We start from the raw sequence: 19,311 nt of genomic DNA, 5'->3' as shown, positions 1-19,311 counted from the left end.
GCTACTTTTACGAAGGCAAAGATGCTGACGCTCTCGCTCGACGGACGACCGGTCTGAAACGTTTTTTGATATCCCACAACCGCGCCTTGAAATTAGTGGGTCTTGGTCTGTTATGGGCTGGATTTAGCTTAGGAACCGTTCTGGCAAACGGGACTGGCAATACGATATCCTTTTCAGCCTACGCGATCGGCATCGTTGGACTTCTAATCTATGTAGTGTCCCGAATGTGGCCGTTTCTAGCGCGTTAGAATCTTCACCTTCGCCAGAAACTGAGAAGACTTGTGGTTTAGGTACTATAAGCTTAGGAGCCGGCTTCACATTCTTTATCGGCACAAGAGGTATAACAATCAACGTCGATTTTGGAGTAGCTCATGGAAGTTCTTCCAACGGCCAGATATTCGCCAGAGGAAGTGCTGCGGGATTATCTGGGCTCGGTTTATACGGTGGCGTGGGATTAAACGGTTCGCTCGGTTACACCTCACAGCATCTGATAACTGGTTTTAGTAGCGACAAAGTACTCGCCGCCGCCGCTGCTGCGGGAACAGGAGGAGAAATAATCACTTCAACCGGCGACTCCCATGGCGGCTTTCCCCGCGATCCTTCCATTACTGGAAGTGCTGAAGGCGGTTTAGGAGGTTACATAGGCGCAGGTGAACGACAAACATTTTCATTTATATTTGCAGACGTTGGCTGCTAAAATGAGAAAGCTAAATGAAAGATACATTAAGATACTTCTAGGTATTAAAGTAGTAGCTTTTCTTATAAGTTCTTCTACCATTATATACCTATTATTTAGTTTGGCAAGCGAAGAGAAGACTATAACAGAAGATACACTTATCTTAATATTATTAGTCTTAGGTAGTTGGGGCATTTTTGGATTGGCTAAAGTATGGTTCCGCTTTCTCACGAAAATCGGGTTTTAGCTACCAACTGAAATTAGAAACATCTTGCTTTTGCTGATCATTTATGTCCTCATCCCTCCTATGACCGGCGCCCCCGCCCATGCCCGCTGACCTGCGCCAAGACACCCTCTTCGTCGGCCTCACCCGCCCGCAGATGTTCGCCGGCGTCACCTACTCCTTCTTCGTCATCAACGCCGTCATAGCCGTCGAGCTGTTCCTCCTGTTCGGCAGCTGGTGGGTGTTGCTCGTTGCGCTTGGCGTGCATGGCCTGGGCGTCCTCCTTCACCTCGAGGAGCCGCGCATCGTCGATCTGTGGCTGACCCGCGTGCGCCAGTGCCCGCGCATCAAGAACCACCGCTTGTGGCGATGCAACTCCTACCGCCCCTGACCAGCGATCCGCGCACCATCGCCCGCGAGACCTCGGCGGGCGCGCACCTGCCCTATGCCCGGCATCTTGACCCTCACACCGTGCAGCTGCGCGACGGGCGATTGTTGCAAACCATCCGTTTTGGGGGCTTCCTGTTCGAGACCGCCGACAGCGCCGAGCTCAATTACCGCACGGAGCTGCGCGACGCGATGCTGCGCGCCGTCGGCTCGCCGCGCTACGCCCTGTGGCACCACGTAGTGCGGCGCCGCGCGGAAGGCGCGCTGCCCGCAACCTTCCCCGACGACTTCTCCCACCGCCTGGACGCGCGCTGGCGGGAGCGCCTCCTGTCCAAGCAGCTGTTCGTCAACGACCTGTTCCTCACATTGGTGCGCCGCCCGCTGGAGGGCCGCATAGGCTTGGCCGACCGGCTGCGCCGCGGCTTCGCCCGCTCAGGGAGCGGCGCAGCTCATGGTGAGACCTTGGCAGGCGAACGCCGCGCGCTCGATAACGCAACAGAAGCGCTGCTCGCCGCATTGGGCGCCTATGCCCCGCGCCGCCTGTCGCTCTACGAGGAAAGCGGCGCGCTCCACTCCGAACCGGCGGAGTTCCTCGCCTGGCTCTTGAACGGCACGATGCACCCCATCGCGCTGCCGCATGGCGATCTCGGCCACCACCTGGCGGCGCGGCGCGCCTCCTTCGGCCGCAACGCGGTGGAGCTCGCGCCCGCTGGGAATGAGCCGCGTCGGTTCCAGGCGCTCGTCTCGATCAAGGATTACCCCAACCGCACCATGCCGGGCATGTTCGACGAGCTCTACCGCCTGCCCTTCGAGCTCACCGTCACCCAGTCCTTCGCGTTCGTCGAGCGCGCCCGCGCCCTATCCTCCATGAACCTCTCCCTGCGCCGCATGCGGGCGGCCGAGGACGAGGCGGTGTCCTTGCGCGACGAGCTCAGCGTCGCCAAGGACGAGGTGGCCGCGGGGCGCGCTGGCTTTGGCGAGCACCACACCACCATCGCGCTCCATGCCGAGAGCCTGGAGGCGCTCGACACTGGCACCGCCGAGGTGACAGCGCTGCTGGCAGATCTCGGCATCACGGCGGTCAGGGAAGACATCGCCTTGGAGCCGGCGTTCTGGGCGCAGTTCCCCGGCAACTTCCGCTATATCGCCAGGCGTGGGCTTGTCTCGACCACCAACTTCGCCGGGCTCGCCTCCCTGCACAACTTCCCTGTAGGACGGGCGAGCGGCAATCACTGGGGCGCGGCGGTGAGCCTCCTGGAGACCACAGCCGCCGGACCCTACTTCTTCAACTTCCACGCGCGCGATCTGGGCAACTTCACCGTTATCGGACCCTCTGGGTCGGGCAAGACGGTGATCCTGAACTTCCTCTTGGCGCAGGCGCGGCGCTTTCAACCGCGCATCGTGTTCTTCGACAAGGACCGGGGCGCCGAGCTCTTCATCCGCGCGATCGGCGGCTCGTACGACCGCTTGCGCCCCGGCAGCCCGGCAGGGCTCAACCCCTTGCAGCTGGAGGACACGCCGGCGAACCGCCAGTTCCTCCACGAGTGGCTGGGGCTGCTCGCGGGCGGGCTCGATGCGGGCGAAGCGGAGCTGGTGGCCGATGCGCTCGAGGCCAATTTCCTCAGCCCCCCGCCGCGCCGGCGCCTCCGCCACCTCGCCGAGCTCTTCCGCGGCCATGATCGGCCTAAAGCGGGCGACCTCTACCAGCGCCTCCGCCCCTGGTGGGGCTCTGGCGAGCGGGCCTGGCTGTTCGACAATGCGGAGGACACGACCGACCTTGCCGCGCAGACGGTCGGGTTCGACATGACCGCGCTGCTCGACGATCCGCAGCTCAGAACCCCGGCGCTCCTCTACTTCTTCCACCGGGTGGAGGAGCGGCTCGACGGCTCACCTGCCATCATCGTGGTCGACGAGGGCTGGAAGGCATTGGACGATCCTGTCTTCGTGCGCCGGATCAAGGACTGGGAAAAGACCATCCGCAAGAGGAACGGCATCGTCGGGTTCGCGACCCAGTCGGCGCAGGATGCGCTCGACTCGCAGATCGCCTCGGCCATCATCGAGCAGGCGGCAACCCAGATCTTTACCGTCAACTCCAAGGCGCGCGCGGAGGACTACATCAACGGCTTTGGCCTGTCGCCGCACGAGTTCGAGCTGGTCAGGACATTGCCGGACAGCGCGCACTGCTTCCTCATCCGGCACGGGAACGACTCCGTGGTCGCCCGGCTCGACCTCACCGGCGAGCGCGAGCTCCTCACCATCCTGTCGGGCCGCGAGAGCACCGTGCGCCTGTTCGACGAGCTGGTGGCGGAGACGGGCGATGCGGCGCCCGCTGCCTGGCTCGGACCCTTGCTGGAGCGCGCCGCCTGATGGCCTGTCCCGCGGTCCTTACCGGCGAGGCCTTTCTTACCCGCGTGGTGGCGAACATCGACTGCCAGGCGCGGACCGTGGGCAGCCTGGGCTGGGAAGCGCTGGCGCAGCCCGGCGCGCTTGCCACAGCCGTGCTGGCGAGCCTCCTCACCATCTTCGTGGCGCTCTTCGGCATCCGCCTCCTCTTCGGGCCGGCGCCCGGCGCGCGCGAGATCGTCACCGAGGTGCTCAAGATCGGCATTGTCTTGACACTCGCGCTCTCCTGGCCCGCGTTCCGCACGCTGCTGCACGACGTCGTGCTTGACGGTCCCGGCGAGCTCGCCACCGCGCTCAGCGCGCCGGTCACAGGCGAGGCGCGCGGCAGCCTCTTGGCGCAGCTGCAATATGCCGACGATGCCATGCTGCGGCTGACGGAGGCCGGCACCGGACGGCAGACGGGCGCGTTCGTGAACGCCGAGGATCCCGGCGGCACGTTCCGCGCCAGCGCGCTTGAAGACGAGAGCACGTTCGGCTCCGCGCGGCTCGTGTGGCTGGCCGGTATCGTCGGTTCGCTCGCGCTGCTGCGCCTCACCGGCGGGCTGCTCCTGGCGCTCGCGCCGCTCGCCGCCGGGCTCCTGCTGTTCGAGGCCACTCGCGGGCTGTTTGCAGGATGGCTCAGAGGTCTGGTGCTCGCGCTCATCGGCACGGTGGGGGTGAGCCTGGTGCTGGCGGTCGAAGCCGCCGTGCTGATCCCCTGGCTGGAGGATGCGCTGCGGGTCCGGAGCCTCGGCTATGCGACCCCGGCCGCGCCGACCGAGCTGTTCGCGCTGACGCTCGCATTCGCGCTGGCGAAGTTCGGGACGGTGGCGTGGCTTGCCCGCGTGGCGTTCACCAGGGGGTGGGTGACCGTCCCGCGGTGGGAGCGCGAGAGCCGCAGCGTCATCGACCAGCGCGGCGCGCCGAGCCCTGCGCCTGCGCAGGTGATCGAGCTGCCCACGCGGGCCGCGCGCATCGTGCAGAGCGTCGAAACTCAGCTGCGCTATGAAGAGGGCGCTGGCGGGCGCACCAGCTACGCCTATCGGCTTGGGCAGCCGAGCGGAGGCAGCAGCGGCAGCGCGCCCGGCAGCACCATGCCCGCCAGCCTTGCCGCCGGTCCCGAACCTCTGGGCCGTTCCTGGCGGCGCTCGGCGATCCGCGGCTCGCAGACCGCCAGGGCGCGGGACGCGCGGCCATGAACGCGAAGGCGGAGTTCAACGTGGCTGATTACGGGATGGAGGATGGCACTGCCATCGCCGACAGCTGGACCCGCTCGGTCACCCACGATCTCGAGCGCTCGCGCCGCATCGCCTGGATCGTCGCGAGCGTCGCGGCGGCGGTGGCGCTGCTGCTCGCGATCGCGCTGGTCATCCTGCTACCCTTGAAGGCGACCGTGCCCTACACCCTCCTGGTCGACCGGCAGACCGGCTATGTGGAAGCACTGGAGCCCTTGGAGCCGCAGGTGGTGGATGCCGACGCCGCGCTCACCCGCTCGTTCCTCGTCCAATATGTGATCGCGCGCGAGGGGTTCGACGCCGACGACCTGGCCGCCGACTACCGCAAGGTGGCGCTGTTCTCGGCCGACGAAGCGCGCACGCGCTACCTTCAGCAGATGCGCCCCAACGCGCCCGGCAATCCGTTCGCCGTGCTGGCGCCCGGCTCCACCGTCTCGGTGGAGGTGAGGAGTGTCTCCTCGCTGGCGCCGGGCCGCTCGCTGGTGCGCTACACCACCACGCGCGCCGACCGCTCCGGCGTGCCGACCCTCATTGAGAACTGGGCGGCGGTGATCGACTGGCGCTATTCGGACGCGCAGATGAGCGCGGCCGACCGGCTCCTCAATCCCCTGGGGTTCCAGGTGACCCGCTACCGCACCGATCCCGAGACGCTGCCGGAAGTGCCGGTGGCACAGGTGCCCGGCGACCCGGTGGTGGCTGCGCCTGACACATTGGGTTCTCCTGCCGCAGCGCCGCAGACGGCGGTGCCGCCGCAGGGTGCGCAGTGACCGGGCGAGCGGGCAGGGGAGGGCGCGCGCTCTGGCCAGAGGCCGCAACACCGGTGCTGCTGGCGCTTGGCTTGCTACTGGCGGGCTGCGCGGGCCGTCCGGCAGGCGGGCCAGCACAGCCAGAGCTCACCGGCTATCCCGCGCCGCAACCCGGCATGCCGCCGCTCGGGCCACCCCTGCCGCTCCCCGGCCTGCCGGGCGAGCCGCGCTGGCTCTATCGCATCGGCGGCGACCGCGCGGTGCGGCCCGCGCAAGTGACTGACAACGGCCGCCAGACCGCCATCCTGTTCCCGCCAGATCAGGCGCTCCCCGCCGTGTTCGCCATCGGCCCCACCGGCGATGAGGAGGTGGTGAACGGCTATATGCGGGGCGAGGCTTACGTGATCGACAGGGTGTACGAGCGCCTCGTGTTCCGCATCGACGAGGCGCGCGCGACCGCCCGGCGCGCCGACGAGCCGGTAGAGCCATGAGCACCGCTGCGCCGCCCGCGCCGCAGCCCGATGACGGCCTGCCGCTGGTCGCCCCGCCGCCGGGCCGCGATGTGGGGCTTTACGTCTTCCTCGCCATCCTGCTTGCCGGCGGCATCGGCCTGTTCGCGGCGCTCGCCAGCAGCCGCGAGGAGGCAAGCGTGCCGGCGACCAGCGGCATCGGCGGGGGAGGCGCGCGGATCGCCTCCCCGCCGCCGCTCCAGGTGCCGGGCGAGTTCACGGGCGCGGGCGCCCGCGGGTTTTTGCCACCGGCGCCCGCCGACCAGCGGTTCCTGCCCGCACCCGCTGCAGTGCCGGTGCGCACTGTCCCATCAGCGCCGCTCCCGCCGCAGCCGGTGCGCGATGCCGGCCCGTCAGCTCCGGCCTATGTTCCGCCCCAGGCGCGCTACGACCCGCCGCCGTTCAGGCCCGGGCTCATCGAGGAGGGGAACCGCCCGCCGCTGCCGCAGCAGCAGGCGACAGAAGCGGACGGCGAGCGCGTGCTGGCACGGCCGTTCGCCAACCCGGCGCTGACCATCCCCAAGGGCACGGTGATCCCCGCCGTGCTCGAGACCGCGATCGACAGCACGCAGGCGGGCGGGGTGCGCGCGCTGGTCCAGCGCGACGTCCATGGGTTCGACGGCAGCCGCGTGCTCTTGCCGCGCGGCTCGCGCCTCTACGGCGAATACGAAGCGATCGGCCAGGGCCAGCGCCGGGCGCTGGTCACCTGGACCCGCGCCATGCGCCCCGACGGCGTGGTGATCGCGCTCGACTCGCCTGCTTCCGATCCGCTGGGCAGGGCGGGCATCCCCGGCAGGGTAGACAGCAAGTTCCTCGCCCGGTTCGGCAACGCCATCCTCCAGTCCGCGCTCGATCTCGGCGTAGGGGTGGCGACCGCCGCGGCAACCGACGGCGTGGTGGTGCTGCCGGGCGCGGTGCGGCCCCAAGCGCCGCAGGTCGCCGACAACCAGCAGATCCAGCCTACGCTGAAAGTGCGCCACGGCACCAGCGTGTCGGTGTTCGTCGCGCGCGACCTCGACTTCTCGGCCGTGGGCGGGTGACACGCATGGAGGCGGGCTACTACCTCGACAGCTTCCTCGCGCCGCTCGCCCCCTGGCTCGGGCAGCCGAACATCACGGATCTCTGGATCAACCGCCCGGGCGAGGTGTGGGTGGAGCGGCTCGGCGGCGGCATCGAGTGCTACCAGGAGCCAAGCCTCACCGAAGCGCTGCTGGCGCGGCTCGCGCGGCAGATCGCGGCGCTGTCCGCGCAAGGCATTAGCCGCGAAGCGCCGCTGCTCGCCGCCTCCCTCCCCGATGGCGCGCGGGTGCAGGTGGTGGCGCCGCCCGCGACGAGAAGTGGCCACGCGTTCGCCATCCGCCGCCATGTGGCCTCAGAGCTGAGCCTGGCAGACTGGGAAGACAGCGACGCCTTTGCGGGGCTGGAGGCGGGCGGGCAGGGGCTGGAGGAGGAGCGCCCCCTGCGCTCACTTGGCGCACGCGAAGCGGGCGCGGCGCTGCGGGCAGCGGTCAGAGGCCGCGCCAACATCCTGGTGGCGGGCGGCACCTCGACCGGCAAGACGACGTTCCTCAACGCGCTGCTCGCCGAGATCCCGCAAGACGAGCGGCTCATCTGCATCGAGGATACCGAAGAGCTGCGCCTCCGCCATCCCAACGCGGTCGGGCTGATCGCGGCGCGGGGGCAACTCGCCGAAGCGCAGGTCACGGCCGAGGACCTGCTGATCGCAAGCCTACGGATGCGGCCCGACCGGATCATCCTGGGCGAGCTAAGGGGCCAGGAAGCGCTCACGTTCCTGCGCGCCATTAACACCGGCCATCCCGGCTCCATGACCACCGTGCATGCCGACAGCCCCGCGCGCGCCATCGAGCAGCTTGCCCTTCTCGTGTTGCAGGCGGGCTCCAGGCTCTCGCGCGAGGACGTGCGGCATTATGTGCGGCAAAGCATCGACGTGTTCGTGCAGCTGGAACGCCGCGACGGCAGGCGGCGCGTCACCCAGATGCTGGTGCGGGGCTGAGAAGGGGCAGGAGGCAAGCCCATGCGCAGCGCCCCGCCCGATACGCTGTTCGCGCCGGCAGCCGCGGCTCCGCTGCAGGAGGCTGCCTCATGGCTGGCTGCGCTGCTCACCGGGAGCCTTGCCAGCGGCCTGTGCGTGCTGGCGGTGGCGGTGGTGGGCCTGCTGCTGCTTACCGGCAGGCTGGCGGTGCGTGAAGGGATGCGGGTGGTGCTGGGCTGTTTTGTGCTGCTGGGCGCGCCGGTGATTGCGGGGGCGTTTGTGACTGCTGGCGTGGGAGTAGCGGAGCGGCCAAGCATGGCGGAGCTGCCGCGCACGCTGCCGGAGTCCAGGCAAGAGCTGCCGCCTTCGGCATTCGATCCTTACGCGGGAGCTTCGGTGCGGGACGATCGGTAAACAACTTGCAAATTCTAGTTCTATGGAATTTAATTAGCAAATATATCCTCGAACCAAATCTTTTCACCATCCTTAAGATAAAGCACGTCATCCTCGCGCATAAGCATTAGGAAATCTTGAAGAATCTTACAATTTAAACAGTATCTTTTTAACAGTGCATAAATAGACAGAAAACTTTCCAAATCTAAATTACCTTCGTTTATCTGAACTTCAATGCTTTCACCTACTCCTTTAAAGCCGGTTACAACCGGATTTTGAGCTAAGCTCCAGAAAAACATCTTTTCATCTAAATCGGAAAAGAAGGTTGGACTTGCTACTACAATATTCATCATCTTGTCCGACCGCCTGGGTAAACGTTCCGGTACCCGCCTCGTTTCCCCTGAACATCCCAGTGAGCGCCGCCATGAGCATCAGGGTATCCAGCCGGACCAGTCGGAACCCACACATTTCCATCAGCATCTATCCACCCACGCTTTCCTTTTGGTCCTTTCACAGTTCGTGGCCCACCTTTGGGAGCTTTGTAGCCATCTTCTGGTCCAGGCTGTCCTGGTGCTTTAGCTTCCGCATCCGCTTCTGAGTTGTTGAGCACGTAATCAACACACGCAGCGCCGGCTAGTGCTAAAGCATACCCTGCTAGCTTTGGTAGAGGAGCTACATCGAACGGATCAGGTGTTACAATGTCAGCCGCTAATATCCTGCCGACAACTCCCACTGCCGACAACCCCAGCGGATCAATCGCCCCTACCGGATTCCCTCCCGCATAAAGGTACAGGTTGCTCCCACCCGCCAGCCCGATGGGATCGGCCTGGATGTAGCGTCCGGTGGTAGGATCGAAGTCGCGGTGCCGATTGTGGTAGAGGTCGGAGAGCACCCGGCTTTGTCCAGGGAATCCGGGTACGAGGTATTCGAGTTCAGCCGTGAGCGAATTGCCTTGCGCATCGGTGTGCACCAGCGGCACACCTAGGTGGTTGCCGTGGGTCCAGGCGAGTTCGGTGACCCCGCTCTGTGCACCGATGGCAGCAACCGCGAGGGGCTGGTAGCCGCCAAGCCCGTCGTCCCCGCCGAACGTCCCCGCCGCGCTCACCTCCGGCAGCGTCCAGATGAACTCGGCCTTGGGATCGGCCGCGCCCGCCGGACCGTATTCGCCGATGACCCGCCCTGAGGGATCGTAGACGAACACGCTGCGCACGGTGTCGCGGGTCATGGCGACGCGGTCGTCGCGGCCATTGTAGGTGAACTGGAGGCTTGTATCGCTGCGCTGGTAGCCCGTGAGCCGGCCAAAGCCGTCATAGCTGGTCGTAACAGCAACGCCATCGGGCCGCAGCTCGCCCGCCGTGTTGCCGCGCCCGTCATAGGTTATGGTGCGGGCGCCGGCAGGTCCGACGATCTCGCTCAGCCGGTTGGTGCCGGCGTTATAGCTGTAGCTGTCGGTCGCAAGCGGCGCGGCATCGCCGGGCAGCGCGCGGCTTTCCTGGGCGAGGCGGTTGCCATTCGCGTCGTAGCGGTAGTCGACCCGGCGCACCGCGCCCAAGCCGGTGTCTAGGCGGGTGATGCGTCCTGCCTCGTCATAAGCATAAACCTGGCTGCGGGCAGGATCGAGGAGGTCGCGGATGCGGACGATGTTGTCGTCGGCATCAAAGTCGTAGGCAAGGCGCGACAGGTTGACGTTGTCGCTCGCACGGAACAGCCGCCGAACGGCGAGCCGCCCGTCATTTCCCCAATCATTGGCAACGCGCAGCCCGTTGCCAAGGCTTGCCGCGGCAAGCGGGCCGAACGGCTCGTAACGCATGTTGGAGGCAAGCGTTGTCCAGCTATCGGCTGTGCTGGCGCGGGTGAGGACGCTCTGCACCCGCCCCTTGGAGCCTGATCCGAAATTAAGTTGAGTGGTGCCAGTGGGTTAGCTTGACGCGAGCCCAAGTCGTTGATTCAGCGGTTTTGCAACGAACCAAGGGAAATCAACGATGTGGACCGACACCACTCGGGCTCAGTATGCCCGTGCCGACCTGGCTTTGCCAAGCGATTTGACCGATGCGGAATGGGCCGTGCTGGAGCCGTTTTTCCCATCACCATCGCATGTGGGGCGTCCGCGCAAATGGCCACTGCGGCGTATCGTCGAGGCGATCCTGTATCTGCTGCGCGGCGGGCTGCCCTGGCGAATGCTGCCGCCCTGCTTTCCACCTGTTTCCACGGTGCGCCGCTGGTTCTACCTGTGGCGCGACAATGGTCTTTGGCTTTCACTCAATCACGCCCTGCTGCTGATCGGCCGGGAAGCTGTCGGGCGCGAAGCTTCTCCCAGCGCTGGGGTTATCGATAGCCAGAGCGTCAGGACCACCGAGAGCGGCGGACCGCGGGGCTACGATGCGGGCAAAAAGATCAAGGGCCGCAAGCGGCACATCGTGACCGATACCGATGGCAATCTGGTTCATGCCGTGGTCCACACCGCTGACGTGCAGGATCGCGATGGCGCACCGCTCGTCCTCGCTGAGATCATCCGCCGCCATCCTTGGCTCAGGCACATCTTCGCCGATGGTGGCTATGCCGGCGACAAGCTGCGCGAGGCGCTGCGCAAGATCGGGAAATGGACGGTCGAGATCATTAAGCGGTCCGACCACGCCAAGGGCTTCGAGGTCTTGCCCAGACGCTGGGTTGTTGAGCGGACCTTTGCATGGCTCGGTCGCAACCGCCGCCTCGCCAAGGACTTCGAGGAGACTATCGCCTCGGCAACCGCCTGGCTGTTCATCGCCTCAATCCAGCTCTTCGCACGCCGCATTGCAAGAGCATGAAATCCAGCGCGATGGTTTTGAATCAGACTCTAAGCCGACATTCCCCAAGTGGCCTGCCGCTTGACTTCAAGATCGCCTGATTTTGCTCGCTGGGCAAGCGTTTTTCGCCCCGAGCGGTGTCTGTCGTCGCGCAAACGGCCGAAGTCGGGTGGATCAAGCCTCGAACCCGCAGCATTCTGGCCCGGCAGAGCCGCTTTTCCGCGCGGCAGACGGACCTGTCCTGCCGCTTTCGTTCAGCTTGGGCATGGATCGTGGTCATGCGCATGACGGAGGCGTTCGAAGACGGCGGATGGCGGCAAGGACGGCCCGCACCATCGGGCCGGTGACGGCGACCTCGGCCAACTGGAAGGTAATGGCGCGGGCGTGGCGGACGACGCGGGCGCCGATCTTGATCAGCTTGAGTTGCAGGCTGGTCAACGACCAGTCCGCCATGGCCTCGGGCAGTTCGATGCAGCGCAGGAAGGTTGCCAGGTTGTAGGCCAGCGCGTGCAGTTGCAGCCGCACCTCGTTGTGCCGGAACTTCCGGCATGACAGCCGCGTCCAGCGAAAGGCATATTTGCCTTCCTTGATGTGCTGCTCTGCGGTGCCGCGCTGGTTGTAGAACCTCACCACCCAGTCTGGCTCCATCGGCAGGTTGGTGACGATGAAGCCGACTTTGGGGAACAGCTCGCCCGGATGCCATTCGATCTTGGCGATGACGCGGCGCGGCTTGTCCCAGGACGCCGCCTGATACTCGAAGTCCTCGAAGAACCGTTTGACCTTGGTCAGCGAAGGCCGTCCCACGGGCCGTGTCAGCCGATGCGCGATCTTCTCGCGCAAGACGGCGTTGGCGGGCAGACGGATGGCGTAGAAGAACCTGGCTTCTTCCAGCCGCATATAGATCGCGGGGATCGCGTAGGCAGCGTCGGCCCGGAAGAAGCGTCCACCAAGGTCGCGGCCAGCATATCGGGCAATGACGGGATCAAGGACATCCCGCCAGCCATCGGCGCTGTGGACATTGCCGTTACGCAGGGCGCAGCGCTCCAGCATGCCAAACTGGTTGAACAAGAAGATGGGGTGATAGCAGGTGCAGTCGAAATGCCCGTTCCAGGCAGCACCTTCCTGATCGCCGTGGGTGGGGCTGACCGAGCTGTCCATGTCCAGCACGATGTATTTCAACCCGTTGCGGTCATGAAACCGGTCGATCCATTGGCCGTTCAGATCGGCCAGCGCCGCCCGGTTCGCGGCCAGAGCCAGCGTCTCGGTCTCGAACCGTCCCATCTGCGATGCCGAAGCAGCTTGCGCCTCGACGGCCCTGCCGCCAACGACCTGACGCATCACGGGATCGAGGGCCAAGCGGTCGGCATCGTTCACATCCTCGTATCCGGCCAGTCGTCCGAACACCGATTGCCGGAACAATCCGTCAAGCCGATGGAGCGTGTTCTTCCCGGTGCGGCTGTCTCGCAGCGCCTCCGACGCCAGATTGGACAGGCCGAGCACGTCATCAAGCTCGCGCATCACCAGCAGGCCACCGTCTGAACTGATCTGCGCACCACGGAACTCCAGACGCACACGGCGGTCGAAATCAACCCGATCTCCCCGCGCCAAGCCCGCACCCTCCAGGTGATCCATGAAACGCGCCCCTCGCAGCCGTTAACGCCATGATTTATATGCGAAATATCACGATTACGACAGCGAAATCAGCGACTTACTTGGAGAATGTGGGACCAAGGTGGCAACGAAGACGATGCGGGCAGTTGTCAGCCCGCTCGACCGACTGGCCTTGGCGGCACCGGATAACGAGGTGCCGAGCGGCTGAGAGCCGGTGCGCACCTCGCTCGAGGTTGCCGACGTCTTCCGTGCTGCCGGGCCTGCTTATCGGGCCGCCCATGCCGGGCACCTGAGCCTGCATCAGCTCAAGGTCATGTCGGCGATCGAGCACTGTCGCACCGCCGCGCTGGGCGGGCACGTCGAGGCCTGCACCGACTGCGGCCATTGGCGGATCGCCTACAACTCCTGCCGCAACCGCCACTGCCCCAAGTGCCAGGGCGCCGCCGCGCGGACCTGGCTCGCCGCGCGCGAGGCCGACCTGCTGCCGGTCGGCTATTTCCACCTCGTGTTCACGCTGCCCGCCGAGATCGCCGCCATCGCGTTCCACAACAAGGCTCTGCTCTACGACCTGCTGTTCAAGACCGCCTCGCAGACCATGCTGACCATCGCTGCCGATCCCAAGCATCTGGGTGCGCGCATCGGCATCACCGCCGTGCTCCACACCTGGGGCTCGGCCATGACCCATCATCCGCACATCCACATGATCGTGCCGGGCGGCGGTATCGCGCTGGACGGGGACCGATGGATATCGTCCCGCCCGGCCTTCCTCCTGCCGGTGCGCGTGCTGGGCGCTTTGTTCCGCCGTCTGTTCCTGACCCGGCTGCTGGCGCTTCACGATGCCGGCAAGCTCGCCTTCTTCGGTAAGCTGGCGGAGTTGGCCGACCGCCGTGCGTTGCTGCGCCATCTGTCACCGGTGAGGAAGAAGCGCTGGGTGGTATATGCCAAGCCGCCGTTCGCCGGGCCCGAGGCCGTGCTCGCCTATCTCTCGCGCTACACCCACCGGGTCGCGATCTCGAACAGTCGGCTCATCTCCTTCGACGAGGATGGCGTAACGTTCCGCTACAAGGATTATCGTCGCTCTGCCCCAGACCGGCAGCAGATCATGACGCTCGGCGCCGACGAGTTCATCCGCCGCTTCCTGCTGCACTGCCTGCCTCGTGGCTTCCACCGCATCCGCCACTACGGCCTGCTCGCCGCCAGCACCCGCAAAGCCCATTTCGAACGCGCCCGTCAGCTGCTAGCGATCGCACCGCCGGCGACGGACGAGCCCTCCATCGAACCGCCCGATCCGCGTCCGGCATGCCCTTGCTGCGGCGGGCACATGGTCATCATCGAGACCTTCCAGCGCTGCCATCCGCCACGCGGTCCGCCGAGCGCAGCCGCTCCATCCGGGCAACCTGCGCCGTGACCCGGCTCGGCATGACACTGTTCCACCCCGCCGCAGCCACGCTTCCGGCGGCGATGACGTCCGCATATTACCCGCCCAAAAGCAGTAGTCGCATCACCAAAATCGGACGAACCGGCATCCTACGGCTGCTTTGTCATCGCAAAATCGGACCGGCTGCTATCGGACCCTTCCGCTTATCGGCACCGTCAGCAGCCGTCGGGATCAGTGCAAAGTCGAAATCCCCATAGCGCACCGCGTGCGGCCCGCGGGTTCGGGCACCGTCGACTTTCCGACGCCTCGCGGCGTCCGAAACTCTAAACGTAAGCCGAACGTCCGCTTGACCAGGTCCGGCGCTCGATAGCAGACTGTCCGGAAACGGCCAATTTCGGCGTTCATCCTAGCTACCCCCGGATACCCGCTCATGGGGTGGGAAGCGGACCTGCCTTCTCTAGCAAACGACGTCACTGGCCGGGATAACGCGCGTCATCCATCTAGCATCTGTGCCGTATCCGAGGACTTTCGCACGAAGTTTGCCTGCAACTTGTGCCTCCGCGAAACCGAGGCCGCGCCAGTATGGAGCCGCGCCCTTAACGGCGACCAGTTGGGCGATTGTAAAACCATCGTCGCGCGCAAAATCGAACGCGCGCTCCACCAGCTGCTTGCCGATACCTCCTCCTCGCCCCGAGCCTGAGACAGCAAGGTCGTGAATGAACAGCACATCGCTTTGCTTTTCTATCGCGGCCACAGTCCCCAGAGGTGGGGGATCATCGGCCTGCCAGCCATAGGCTATGATGTAGCCCAAAAGTCGCTCGCCTTCCCTTGCTGCGAAACAGCAGGAATTCTTCAGCGAGAGACGGCTGAGGAAGACTTCACTACTTTCGACAAGGTATTCCGGATAAACCTCGGACTGGATCGCAAGGACAGACGGCAGGTCCCTTACCTGCAAATCCTCTATCAAGAAATTCCCGCTCATCTTGAGGCGTTGTTAGCGGTTACCGTCAAACGGCCGCAATGGGGTCGGAAGCAGACTGTCTGCTTCGGGTGGCAGGCGGACATTGCGGCTTACGGCTTGGCTATGCCCATTGCCGACGCGTGACGTTCAGGATTGATCGGCGAGGCGCCAATGCTGAGCAACCACCAATCAGGCGGAGCGCCCAGCCGGATCAGCCGCTGAAGCGTTGACCCTTTGCGAGCTGCCATACCAGAGAGATATCAAAGTCGATCGAACGACGGTGCCCTGGGTGCGGACAAGCCGCTAGAATGCACTACTGTCCGGAAGCGAGTTTGGATGCCATGCGCTGGATGGTCCGATAGACGGTCGGGCGTGACACCGAGAAAAGTTCGCTCAGCTCACTGATCGAGTGCTCGCCTCCCTCGTGCAGCTGGTGCAGGTGGCGCTGCTGGCGATCGGTCAGCTTGGGGGGCTTGCCCTTCAGCTTTCCCTTCGCCTTGGCGACCTTCATACCTTCCCGCGTCCGCATCCGGATCAGGTCAGCTTCAAATTCAGCGAAGGTGGCGAGGATGTTGAAGAACATCTTGCCCATAGGATCGCTCGGATCGTGGATCTGTCGGCCAAGGGCGAGGGCAACACCGCGCTTCTCGAGCTCCTCAGCGATCGCGCGCGCATCGGGGACTGATCGGGCCAGGCGGTCGAGTTTCGGTGCGACCAAGGTATCGCCGGCGCGGACGGCGGCGAGGGCCTGCGCAAGCCCTGGCCGATCGCGCGAAGTGCCAGTGAGGCCGTGATCGGTATAGATCCGGTCGGCCGACACTCCGAGCTCGGCGAGAGCATGGCGCTGGGCCGTCAAATCCTGCTTGTCGGTTGAACACCGTGCGTATCCGATCAAAGTCCCGGTCATCTGTAACGCTTAGCGCCCCATCAATGAGAATCTAGTCGTACTACCTAAATGAGATGGACTGGTCGACCCCGATTTCGGAGGACGGAAGCCAACATCTGTTGATTGGCGATCGGGCCAAACTTCGCGTCCGTTGAGCGATCCCCTTGCGGACAGAACACCTACGGTTTGAGGGCGGGGCCCCTGCACGATCGAAATGACAGGACCACAATCAGGTGACATCTTTTTACAGCGCTGTTACCGTCCACGTCGCACAAACGCAGCGGGTAGGAGTGGCATCGATTGGGTATAGCAGTAAAGGTGATGGAAAACGGGCGGATGGTGCTGCCGATCGCCATCCGGCGTCAGCTGGGACTCGAGAAAGGTGGCACGCTCATCATCGAGGGGGGTGACACGGAAGTGACCCTGCGGACACTCGATCAGACCCTCGACAAGGTGCGTACGGCCTTTGCCGCATATGCCGATCTGCCGGGAACCTCGGTTGACGATTTCTTGGCGAACCGGCGCGCGGACAGCGGCGAGTGAGCGGAGTGGTGCTTGATGCCTCGGCGTTGCTGGCGTTCCTCAAGGGTGAGGCCGGCGGAACCATGGTCAAACGCCAATTGGTGGGCGCCCATATGTCGTCGGTCAATCTTGCCGAGGTGGCGAGCACCTTCGTTCATGCCGGCATGCCGCCGGACGAGGTCGAAACGGGCCTGCGCGACCTGCCGCTCACCATAGTCCCCCTCGATGCCGCGCTGGCCTACCGTGCCAGCGCCCTGCGCGCGATGACGGCGGCACACGGACTGTCGCTAGGCGACCGGTGTTGTCTGGCGCTGGCTCATCATCTCGGCTTGCCGGCACTGACCTGCGACCGCGCATGGATGGACGTTGCCGAGGCCGCCGGGGTCAAGGTCAAACTGGCACGGTAGCGGGGAAGGGCTGGGCCGCTTTGCGCCCCAATACTGGCCGATGGAAGAGTCTCGCACGCTACCCAGAAGCCGACGTTCGGCCCGCTTTCCCTTGACGGCAAAGGCCGTTGCCTAGCATGCAGGCTATTCTAGCGAACCCGTGGCGGGCAACGCGCTTTTCTTTATACTCAAGGGGATAGAAGGTGGGCGTTTTCGACCATGACGGCGCGAACGCAAGAGTGAGGCGAGCTCCAGCTTTTGCATATCGCACCGCCCATAGATCGAGCTTAGGCAGCGTAGCTAGTTTCCGGTGGTTTGTCCTTTGAAGCGGCCAAAAACACCGCAGGTGGCTCGTCCAATAAACCTAGTGGCGGCAGGTGCGATCCACCGTTTCTCAAGCGGTCGGCGCAATGCCGTGCGCGGGGCGGTTGCCGATGCGAGGCGCGGCGCACTGGGGAGCAACGAAGTGGACAGCATCCGCGCTAACCAGACCGAGAGTGACATGGTCGCGGCTGCAGCCATGCTTGAAGCGCCAGGCGGCCTTCGCGAGCGAAAGGTGATGAGGTTGCTGCAGTCCGAAATTGAGCCCGTCCACGGACTGAAAGCACACTCGGGACCGCTTGAGGCGGCCTATGCCTGCGGATTCCTCAACAGCTGGAAGAAGCAGGCCATGCTCGCGATAGAGACTATCGCCATAATGAGTCGCCTGGCTGCAGTCCCTTCTGCAGATGCGGTGTCTGCGCTGCAAAGGACTGCCGAAACATGGGGCGCCTCGGGCTATCTCGCTTATAAGATCGTCTATGCTAGCGAATTCTTCGGACTTGCCGAGGAGCAAAAGCAGAGACTTACTGCGATAAACCGCCTGATCGGCCATCCGGATGACCCGACACTCCAGTATGTGATACTGGAGAACCTCAAGACTACGCTCTCCGTTTTCATGGTTGCACGGCGGCGCGTCAACATCTTCAACGACCATGTAGACGGCGACTTTCGCCGTTTTTACGGTATCAACGAATTAGTTGCGACTCCAATCAGTGAGCAGGACTGCGGACCATTTTTGCTTCGCGCGGTCTATTCGAGCCTTATCGATGCCGTTCGGGCCTTGTGGATCATCGTCAACCTTAAGGATCGCCTCCCTGCTGTATATTCGGCGCTCGAGAACCATCTCGACAGCGAGATCCTCGACCTTTTGTTATCCTGCCACCACCAAGTCGAGGCGCTATCGGCACCGAACCTGTTATCGACCGCCGAGCCCTTTGTTAGTGAAGATCCTTCGTCCGAGGAGGGTCGCTCGCTATTGTTATGGAAGCGAAGCGCTGCCTTTCTCGAGATTCCGTCGCTATGCCGTTATAGAAACGATATCGACCTCGTCGTCGGATACCGTCTCGTCGCGCCCCTTCTTCCTGAGATCACTTCTTGGACCGGGGAGGGGTTCGACAACCTAGACGTTCTTAAAAAGTCCGATGGCTGCTTCGAGCTTGTCGATCACGGCAGCAGGGATGTCGGGCTCGACCCCTTTTATAGGACATATTTGTTCCTCCGTTTTATTCAGGATCCGATGAATCTCAGTCTCTTGTCGAGCGAGGATGTGCAGTGCATCTTCGATAATACGATGCGGCTTGAGACCTTGCTTCTTGAGCGCGAGCTCAAGACTATGCACCTGAATGCCTCCGATGAGGCTCGTGCCTTAATCGCGGTTTTGGCTTTGTCTCTTTACCGTAGCAAGTCGTCTGATCCAGACATCGACTTTGACTTCCGCGAAACCCTGGTCGAGTTTATCACCGCAAAGTTTGGCGGGAGCATTCCGGGGTTCATCGACAGCCTGGCCCCCTCCAGCCCGGAGGTCGCGAACTACATTCTCTCCTCGCTTGATGAGGTAACGCTTCAGAAAATGTACCAGCTCGTCAAGTCGCCGGTCGAGGCGGAGAATGCCCGACGCGACATTTTGACTTCTGTCGGTCGCCATCTGAACAAGATAGAGTATATCGTCGAGGCCCAAGCCATCGAGACGCGGGCTAAAGTCGCCAAGCTGAAAAGCTATTTCGATGCCAGCAGGATGTTCGTCGACTCGATCGCGATGAAAAAGTGGCTGAGCTCGAACCCCTCCGCGTACACCGAGCGTGACGTGACCCCCTTTTCTCCTCCAGTCATAAGTAGAGTCCGGGGTTATCATCGTGCCCTTGCGGGCGGGGTTGCACAACCCGCCTGGCAGCATCGGCGGGCGTCAGCCCGCCTATCCC

General features: G+C 64.0%; 19 protein-coding genes. 14 read left to right on the top strand and 5 right to left on the bottom strand.

From position 1 onward, the window contains the following. The first annotated feature begins 226 nt into the window (after positions 1-226). From LHJ54_RS12115 to LHJ54_RS12075, 9 genes are all read left to right on the top strand, one after another. Positions 227-697 carry a hypothetical protein gene (locus LHJ54_RS12115; RefSeq protein ID WP_228244143.1) on the top strand — a complete coding sequence of 157 codons (471 nt, stop codon included), beginning with the start codon at positions 227-229 and terminating at the stop codon, positions 695-697. Positions 698-1,002: 305 nt separating this feature from the next. Next, entirely contained in the window at positions 1,003-1,290 is a 288-nt protein-coding gene (locus LHJ54_RS12110) for a type IV secretion system protein VirB3 (RefSeq protein WP_228244142.1), read from the top strand. Then, the gene (locus LHJ54_RS12105; protein WP_228244368.1) at positions 1,269-3,653 is read left to right on the top strand and encodes a VirB4 family type IV secretion system protein; all 2,385 of its coding nucleotides are present in this window, start codon (positions 1,269-1,271) and stop codon (positions 3,651-3,653) included. Before LHJ54_RS12110 ends, LHJ54_RS12105 begins: the two co-directional genes overlap by 22 nt. Then, a complete protein-coding gene (locus LHJ54_RS12100) occupies positions 3,653-4,867 on the top strand; it encodes a type IV secretion system protein (RefSeq protein WP_228244141.1) in 1,215 nt (404 codons plus the stop codon). The genes LHJ54_RS12105 and LHJ54_RS12100 overlap by 1 nt, the downstream gene beginning before the upstream one ends. Then, complete coding sequence (locus LHJ54_RS12095) at positions 4,864-5,670, top strand: virB8 family protein (protein WP_228244140.1); 807 nt, start codon at positions 4,864-4,866, stop codon at positions 5,668-5,670. The genes LHJ54_RS12100 and LHJ54_RS12095 overlap by 4 nt, the downstream gene beginning before the upstream one ends. Beyond that, positions 5,667-6,140 (top strand): TrbG/VirB9 family P-type conjugative transfer protein, encoded by a 474-nt coding sequence (locus tag LHJ54_RS12090; protein WP_228244139.1) that lies wholly within the window; start codon positions 5,667-5,669, stop codon positions 6,138-6,140. The genes LHJ54_RS12095 and LHJ54_RS12090 overlap by 4 nt, the downstream gene beginning before the upstream one ends. Further along, positions 6,137-7,198, top strand: a complete 1,062-nt coding sequence (locus LHJ54_RS12085) for a TrbI/VirB10 family protein (protein WP_228244138.1) — start codon at positions 6,137-6,139, stop codon at positions 7,196-7,198. The genes LHJ54_RS12090 and LHJ54_RS12085 overlap by 4 nt, the downstream gene beginning before the upstream one ends. A 5-nt stretch (positions 7,199-7,203) precedes the next feature. Next, entirely contained in the window at positions 7,204-8,172 is a 969-nt protein-coding gene (gene virB11, locus LHJ54_RS12080; protein ID WP_228244137.1) for a P-type DNA transfer ATPase VirB11, read from the top strand. Between the two features lie 21 nt (positions 8,173-8,193). Then, positions 8,194-8,565, top strand: coding sequence for a TrbC/VirB2 family protein (locus tag LHJ54_RS12075; RefSeq protein WP_228244136.1), 372 nt, complete (start codon positions 8,194-8,196; stop codon positions 8,563-8,565). Positions 8,566-8,594: 29 nt separating this feature from the next. On the opposite strand, the gene LHJ54_RS12070 is transcribed toward LHJ54_RS12075, so the two are convergent. Together LHJ54_RS12070 and LHJ54_RS12065 are read right to left on the bottom strand one after the other, a co-directional pair. After that, positions 8,595-8,897, bottom strand: coding sequence for a hypothetical protein (locus LHJ54_RS12070; RefSeq protein ID WP_228244135.1), 303 nt, complete (start codon positions 8,895-8,897; stop codon positions 8,595-8,597). Beyond that, positions 8,894-10,354: a polymorphic toxin type 37 domain-containing protein gene (locus LHJ54_RS12065; RefSeq protein WP_277754243.1), complete on the bottom strand. Its 1,461-nt coding sequence runs from the start codon at positions 10,352-10,354 to the stop codon at positions 8,894-8,896. Before LHJ54_RS12065 ends, LHJ54_RS12070 begins: the two co-directional genes overlap by 4 nt. A gap of 172 nt (positions 10,355-10,526) precedes the next feature. Between LHJ54_RS12065 and LHJ54_RS12060 the strand changes: the two genes are divergently transcribed. Continuing rightward, the gene (locus LHJ54_RS12060) at positions 10,527-11,348 is read left to right on the top strand and encodes an IS5 family transposase (protein ID WP_101795125.1); all 822 of its coding nucleotides are present in this window, start codon (positions 10,527-10,529) and stop codon (positions 11,346-11,348) included. A 255-nt stretch (positions 11,349-11,603) separates the two neighbouring features. Here LHJ54_RS12060 and LHJ54_RS12055 read toward each other — a convergent pair whose 3' ends face one another. Next, the gene (locus tag LHJ54_RS12055; RefSeq protein ID WP_012112698.1) at positions 11,604-12,959 is read right to left on the bottom strand and encodes an IS1380-like element ISPme1 family transposase; all 1,356 of its coding nucleotides are present in this window, start codon (positions 12,957-12,959) and stop codon (positions 11,604-11,606) included. A gap of 193 nt (positions 12,960-13,152) precedes the next feature. Here LHJ54_RS12055 and LHJ54_RS12050 point away from each other — a divergent pair, with 193 nt between their 5' ends. After that, the gene (locus LHJ54_RS12050) at positions 13,153-14,346 is read left to right on the top strand and encodes an IS91 family transposase (RefSeq protein WP_228244134.1); all 1,194 of its coding nucleotides are present in this window, start codon (positions 13,153-13,155) and stop codon (positions 14,344-14,346) included. A gap of 427 nt (positions 14,347-14,773) precedes the next feature. Here the strand turns inward: LHJ54_RS12050 and LHJ54_RS12045 are convergent, their stop codons facing one another. Both LHJ54_RS12045 and LHJ54_RS12040 read right to left on the bottom strand, forming a co-directional pair. Next, positions 14,774-15,298 (bottom strand): GNAT family N-acetyltransferase, encoded by a 525-nt coding sequence (locus LHJ54_RS12045; RefSeq protein WP_228244133.1) that lies wholly within the window; start codon positions 15,296-15,298, stop codon positions 14,774-14,776. Positions 15,299-15,590: 292 nt separating this feature from the next. Beyond that, positions 15,591-16,184 (bottom strand): recombinase family protein, encoded by a 594-nt coding sequence (locus LHJ54_RS12040; RefSeq protein WP_053556549.1) that lies wholly within the window; start codon positions 16,182-16,184, stop codon positions 15,591-15,593. Positions 16,185-16,463: 279 nt separating this feature from the next. Here LHJ54_RS12040 and LHJ54_RS12035 point away from each other — a divergent pair, with 279 nt between their 5' ends. The 3 genes from LHJ54_RS12035 to LHJ54_RS12025 form a co-directional block, all read left to right on the top strand. Next, positions 16,464-16,706, top strand: a complete 243-nt coding sequence (locus LHJ54_RS12035) for an AbrB/MazE/SpoVT family DNA-binding domain-containing protein (RefSeq protein WP_228244132.1) — start codon at positions 16,464-16,466, stop codon at positions 16,704-16,706. Next, positions 16,703-17,092, top strand: coding sequence for a type II toxin-antitoxin system VapC family toxin (locus LHJ54_RS12030; protein WP_228244131.1), 390 nt, complete (start codon positions 16,703-16,705; stop codon positions 17,090-17,092). Before LHJ54_RS12035 ends, LHJ54_RS12030 begins: the two co-directional genes overlap by 4 nt. A 325-nt stretch (positions 17,093-17,417) precedes the next feature. Then, positions 17,418-19,311: hypothetical protein (locus LHJ54_RS12025; protein WP_241721453.1), on the top strand; the 1,894-nt coding region annotated here is incomplete at its 3' end.

The organism is Porphyrobacter sp. GA68 (assembly GCF_022605525.1).
In the GTDB taxonomy this organism is placed as follows: Bacteria; Pseudomonadota; Alphaproteobacteria; order Sphingomonadales; family Sphingomonadaceae; genus Qipengyuania_B.
Note: the sequence above shows the minus strand (reverse complement) of the source record. Positions and strands in the feature narration are given on the sequence as shown.

Bases quoted from the DNA above. Each gene is read 5' to 3' on its own strand.
- LHJ54_RS12060 (WP_101795125.1), top strand. From the start codon at position 10,527: ATGTGGACCGACACCACTCGGGCTCAGTATGCCCGTGCCGACCTGGCT.
- LHJ54_RS12085 (WP_228244138.1), top strand. From the start codon at position 6,137: ATGAGCACCGCTGCGCCGCCCGCGCCGCAGCCCGATGACGGCCTGCCG.
- LHJ54_RS12065 (WP_277754243.1), bottom strand. From the start codon at position 10,354: ATGCGTTACGAGCCGTTCGGCCCGCTTGCCGCGGCAAGCCTTGGCAAC.
- LHJ54_RS12045 (WP_228244133.1), bottom strand. From the start codon at position 15,298: ATGAGCGGGAATTTCTTGATAGAGGATTTGCAGGTAAGGGACCTGCCG.
- virB11 (WP_228244137.1), top strand. From the start codon at position 7,204: ATGGAGGCGGGCTACTACCTCGACAGCTTCCTCGCGCCGCTCGCCCCC.
- LHJ54_RS12110 (WP_228244142.1), top strand. From the start codon at position 1,003: ATGCCCGCTGACCTGCGCCAAGACACCCTCTTCGTCGGCCTCACCCGC.
- LHJ54_RS12055 (WP_012112698.1), bottom strand. From the start codon at position 12,959: ATGGATCACCTGGAGGGTGCGGGCTTGGCGCGGGGAGATCGGGTTGAT.
- LHJ54_RS12095 (WP_228244140.1), top strand. From the start codon at position 4,864: ATGAACGCGAAGGCGGAGTTCAACGTGGCTGATTACGGGATGGAGGAT.
- LHJ54_RS12070 (WP_228244135.1), bottom strand. From the start codon at position 8,897: ATGATGAATATTGTAGTAGCAAGTCCAACCTTCTTTTCCGATTTAGAT.
- LHJ54_RS12040 (WP_053556549.1), bottom strand. From the start codon at position 16,184: ATGACCGGGACTTTGATCGGATACGCACGGTGTTCAACCGACAAGCAG.
- LHJ54_RS12075 (WP_228244136.1), top strand. From the start codon at position 8,194: ATGCGCAGCGCCCCGCCCGATACGCTGTTCGCGCCGGCAGCCGCGGCT.
- LHJ54_RS12100 (WP_228244141.1), top strand. From the start codon at position 3,653: ATGGCCTGTCCCGCGGTCCTTACCGGCGAGGCCTTTCTTACCCGCGTG.
- LHJ54_RS12105 (WP_228244368.1), top strand. From the start codon at position 1,269: ATGCAACTCCTACCGCCCCTGACCAGCGATCCGCGCACCATCGCCCGC.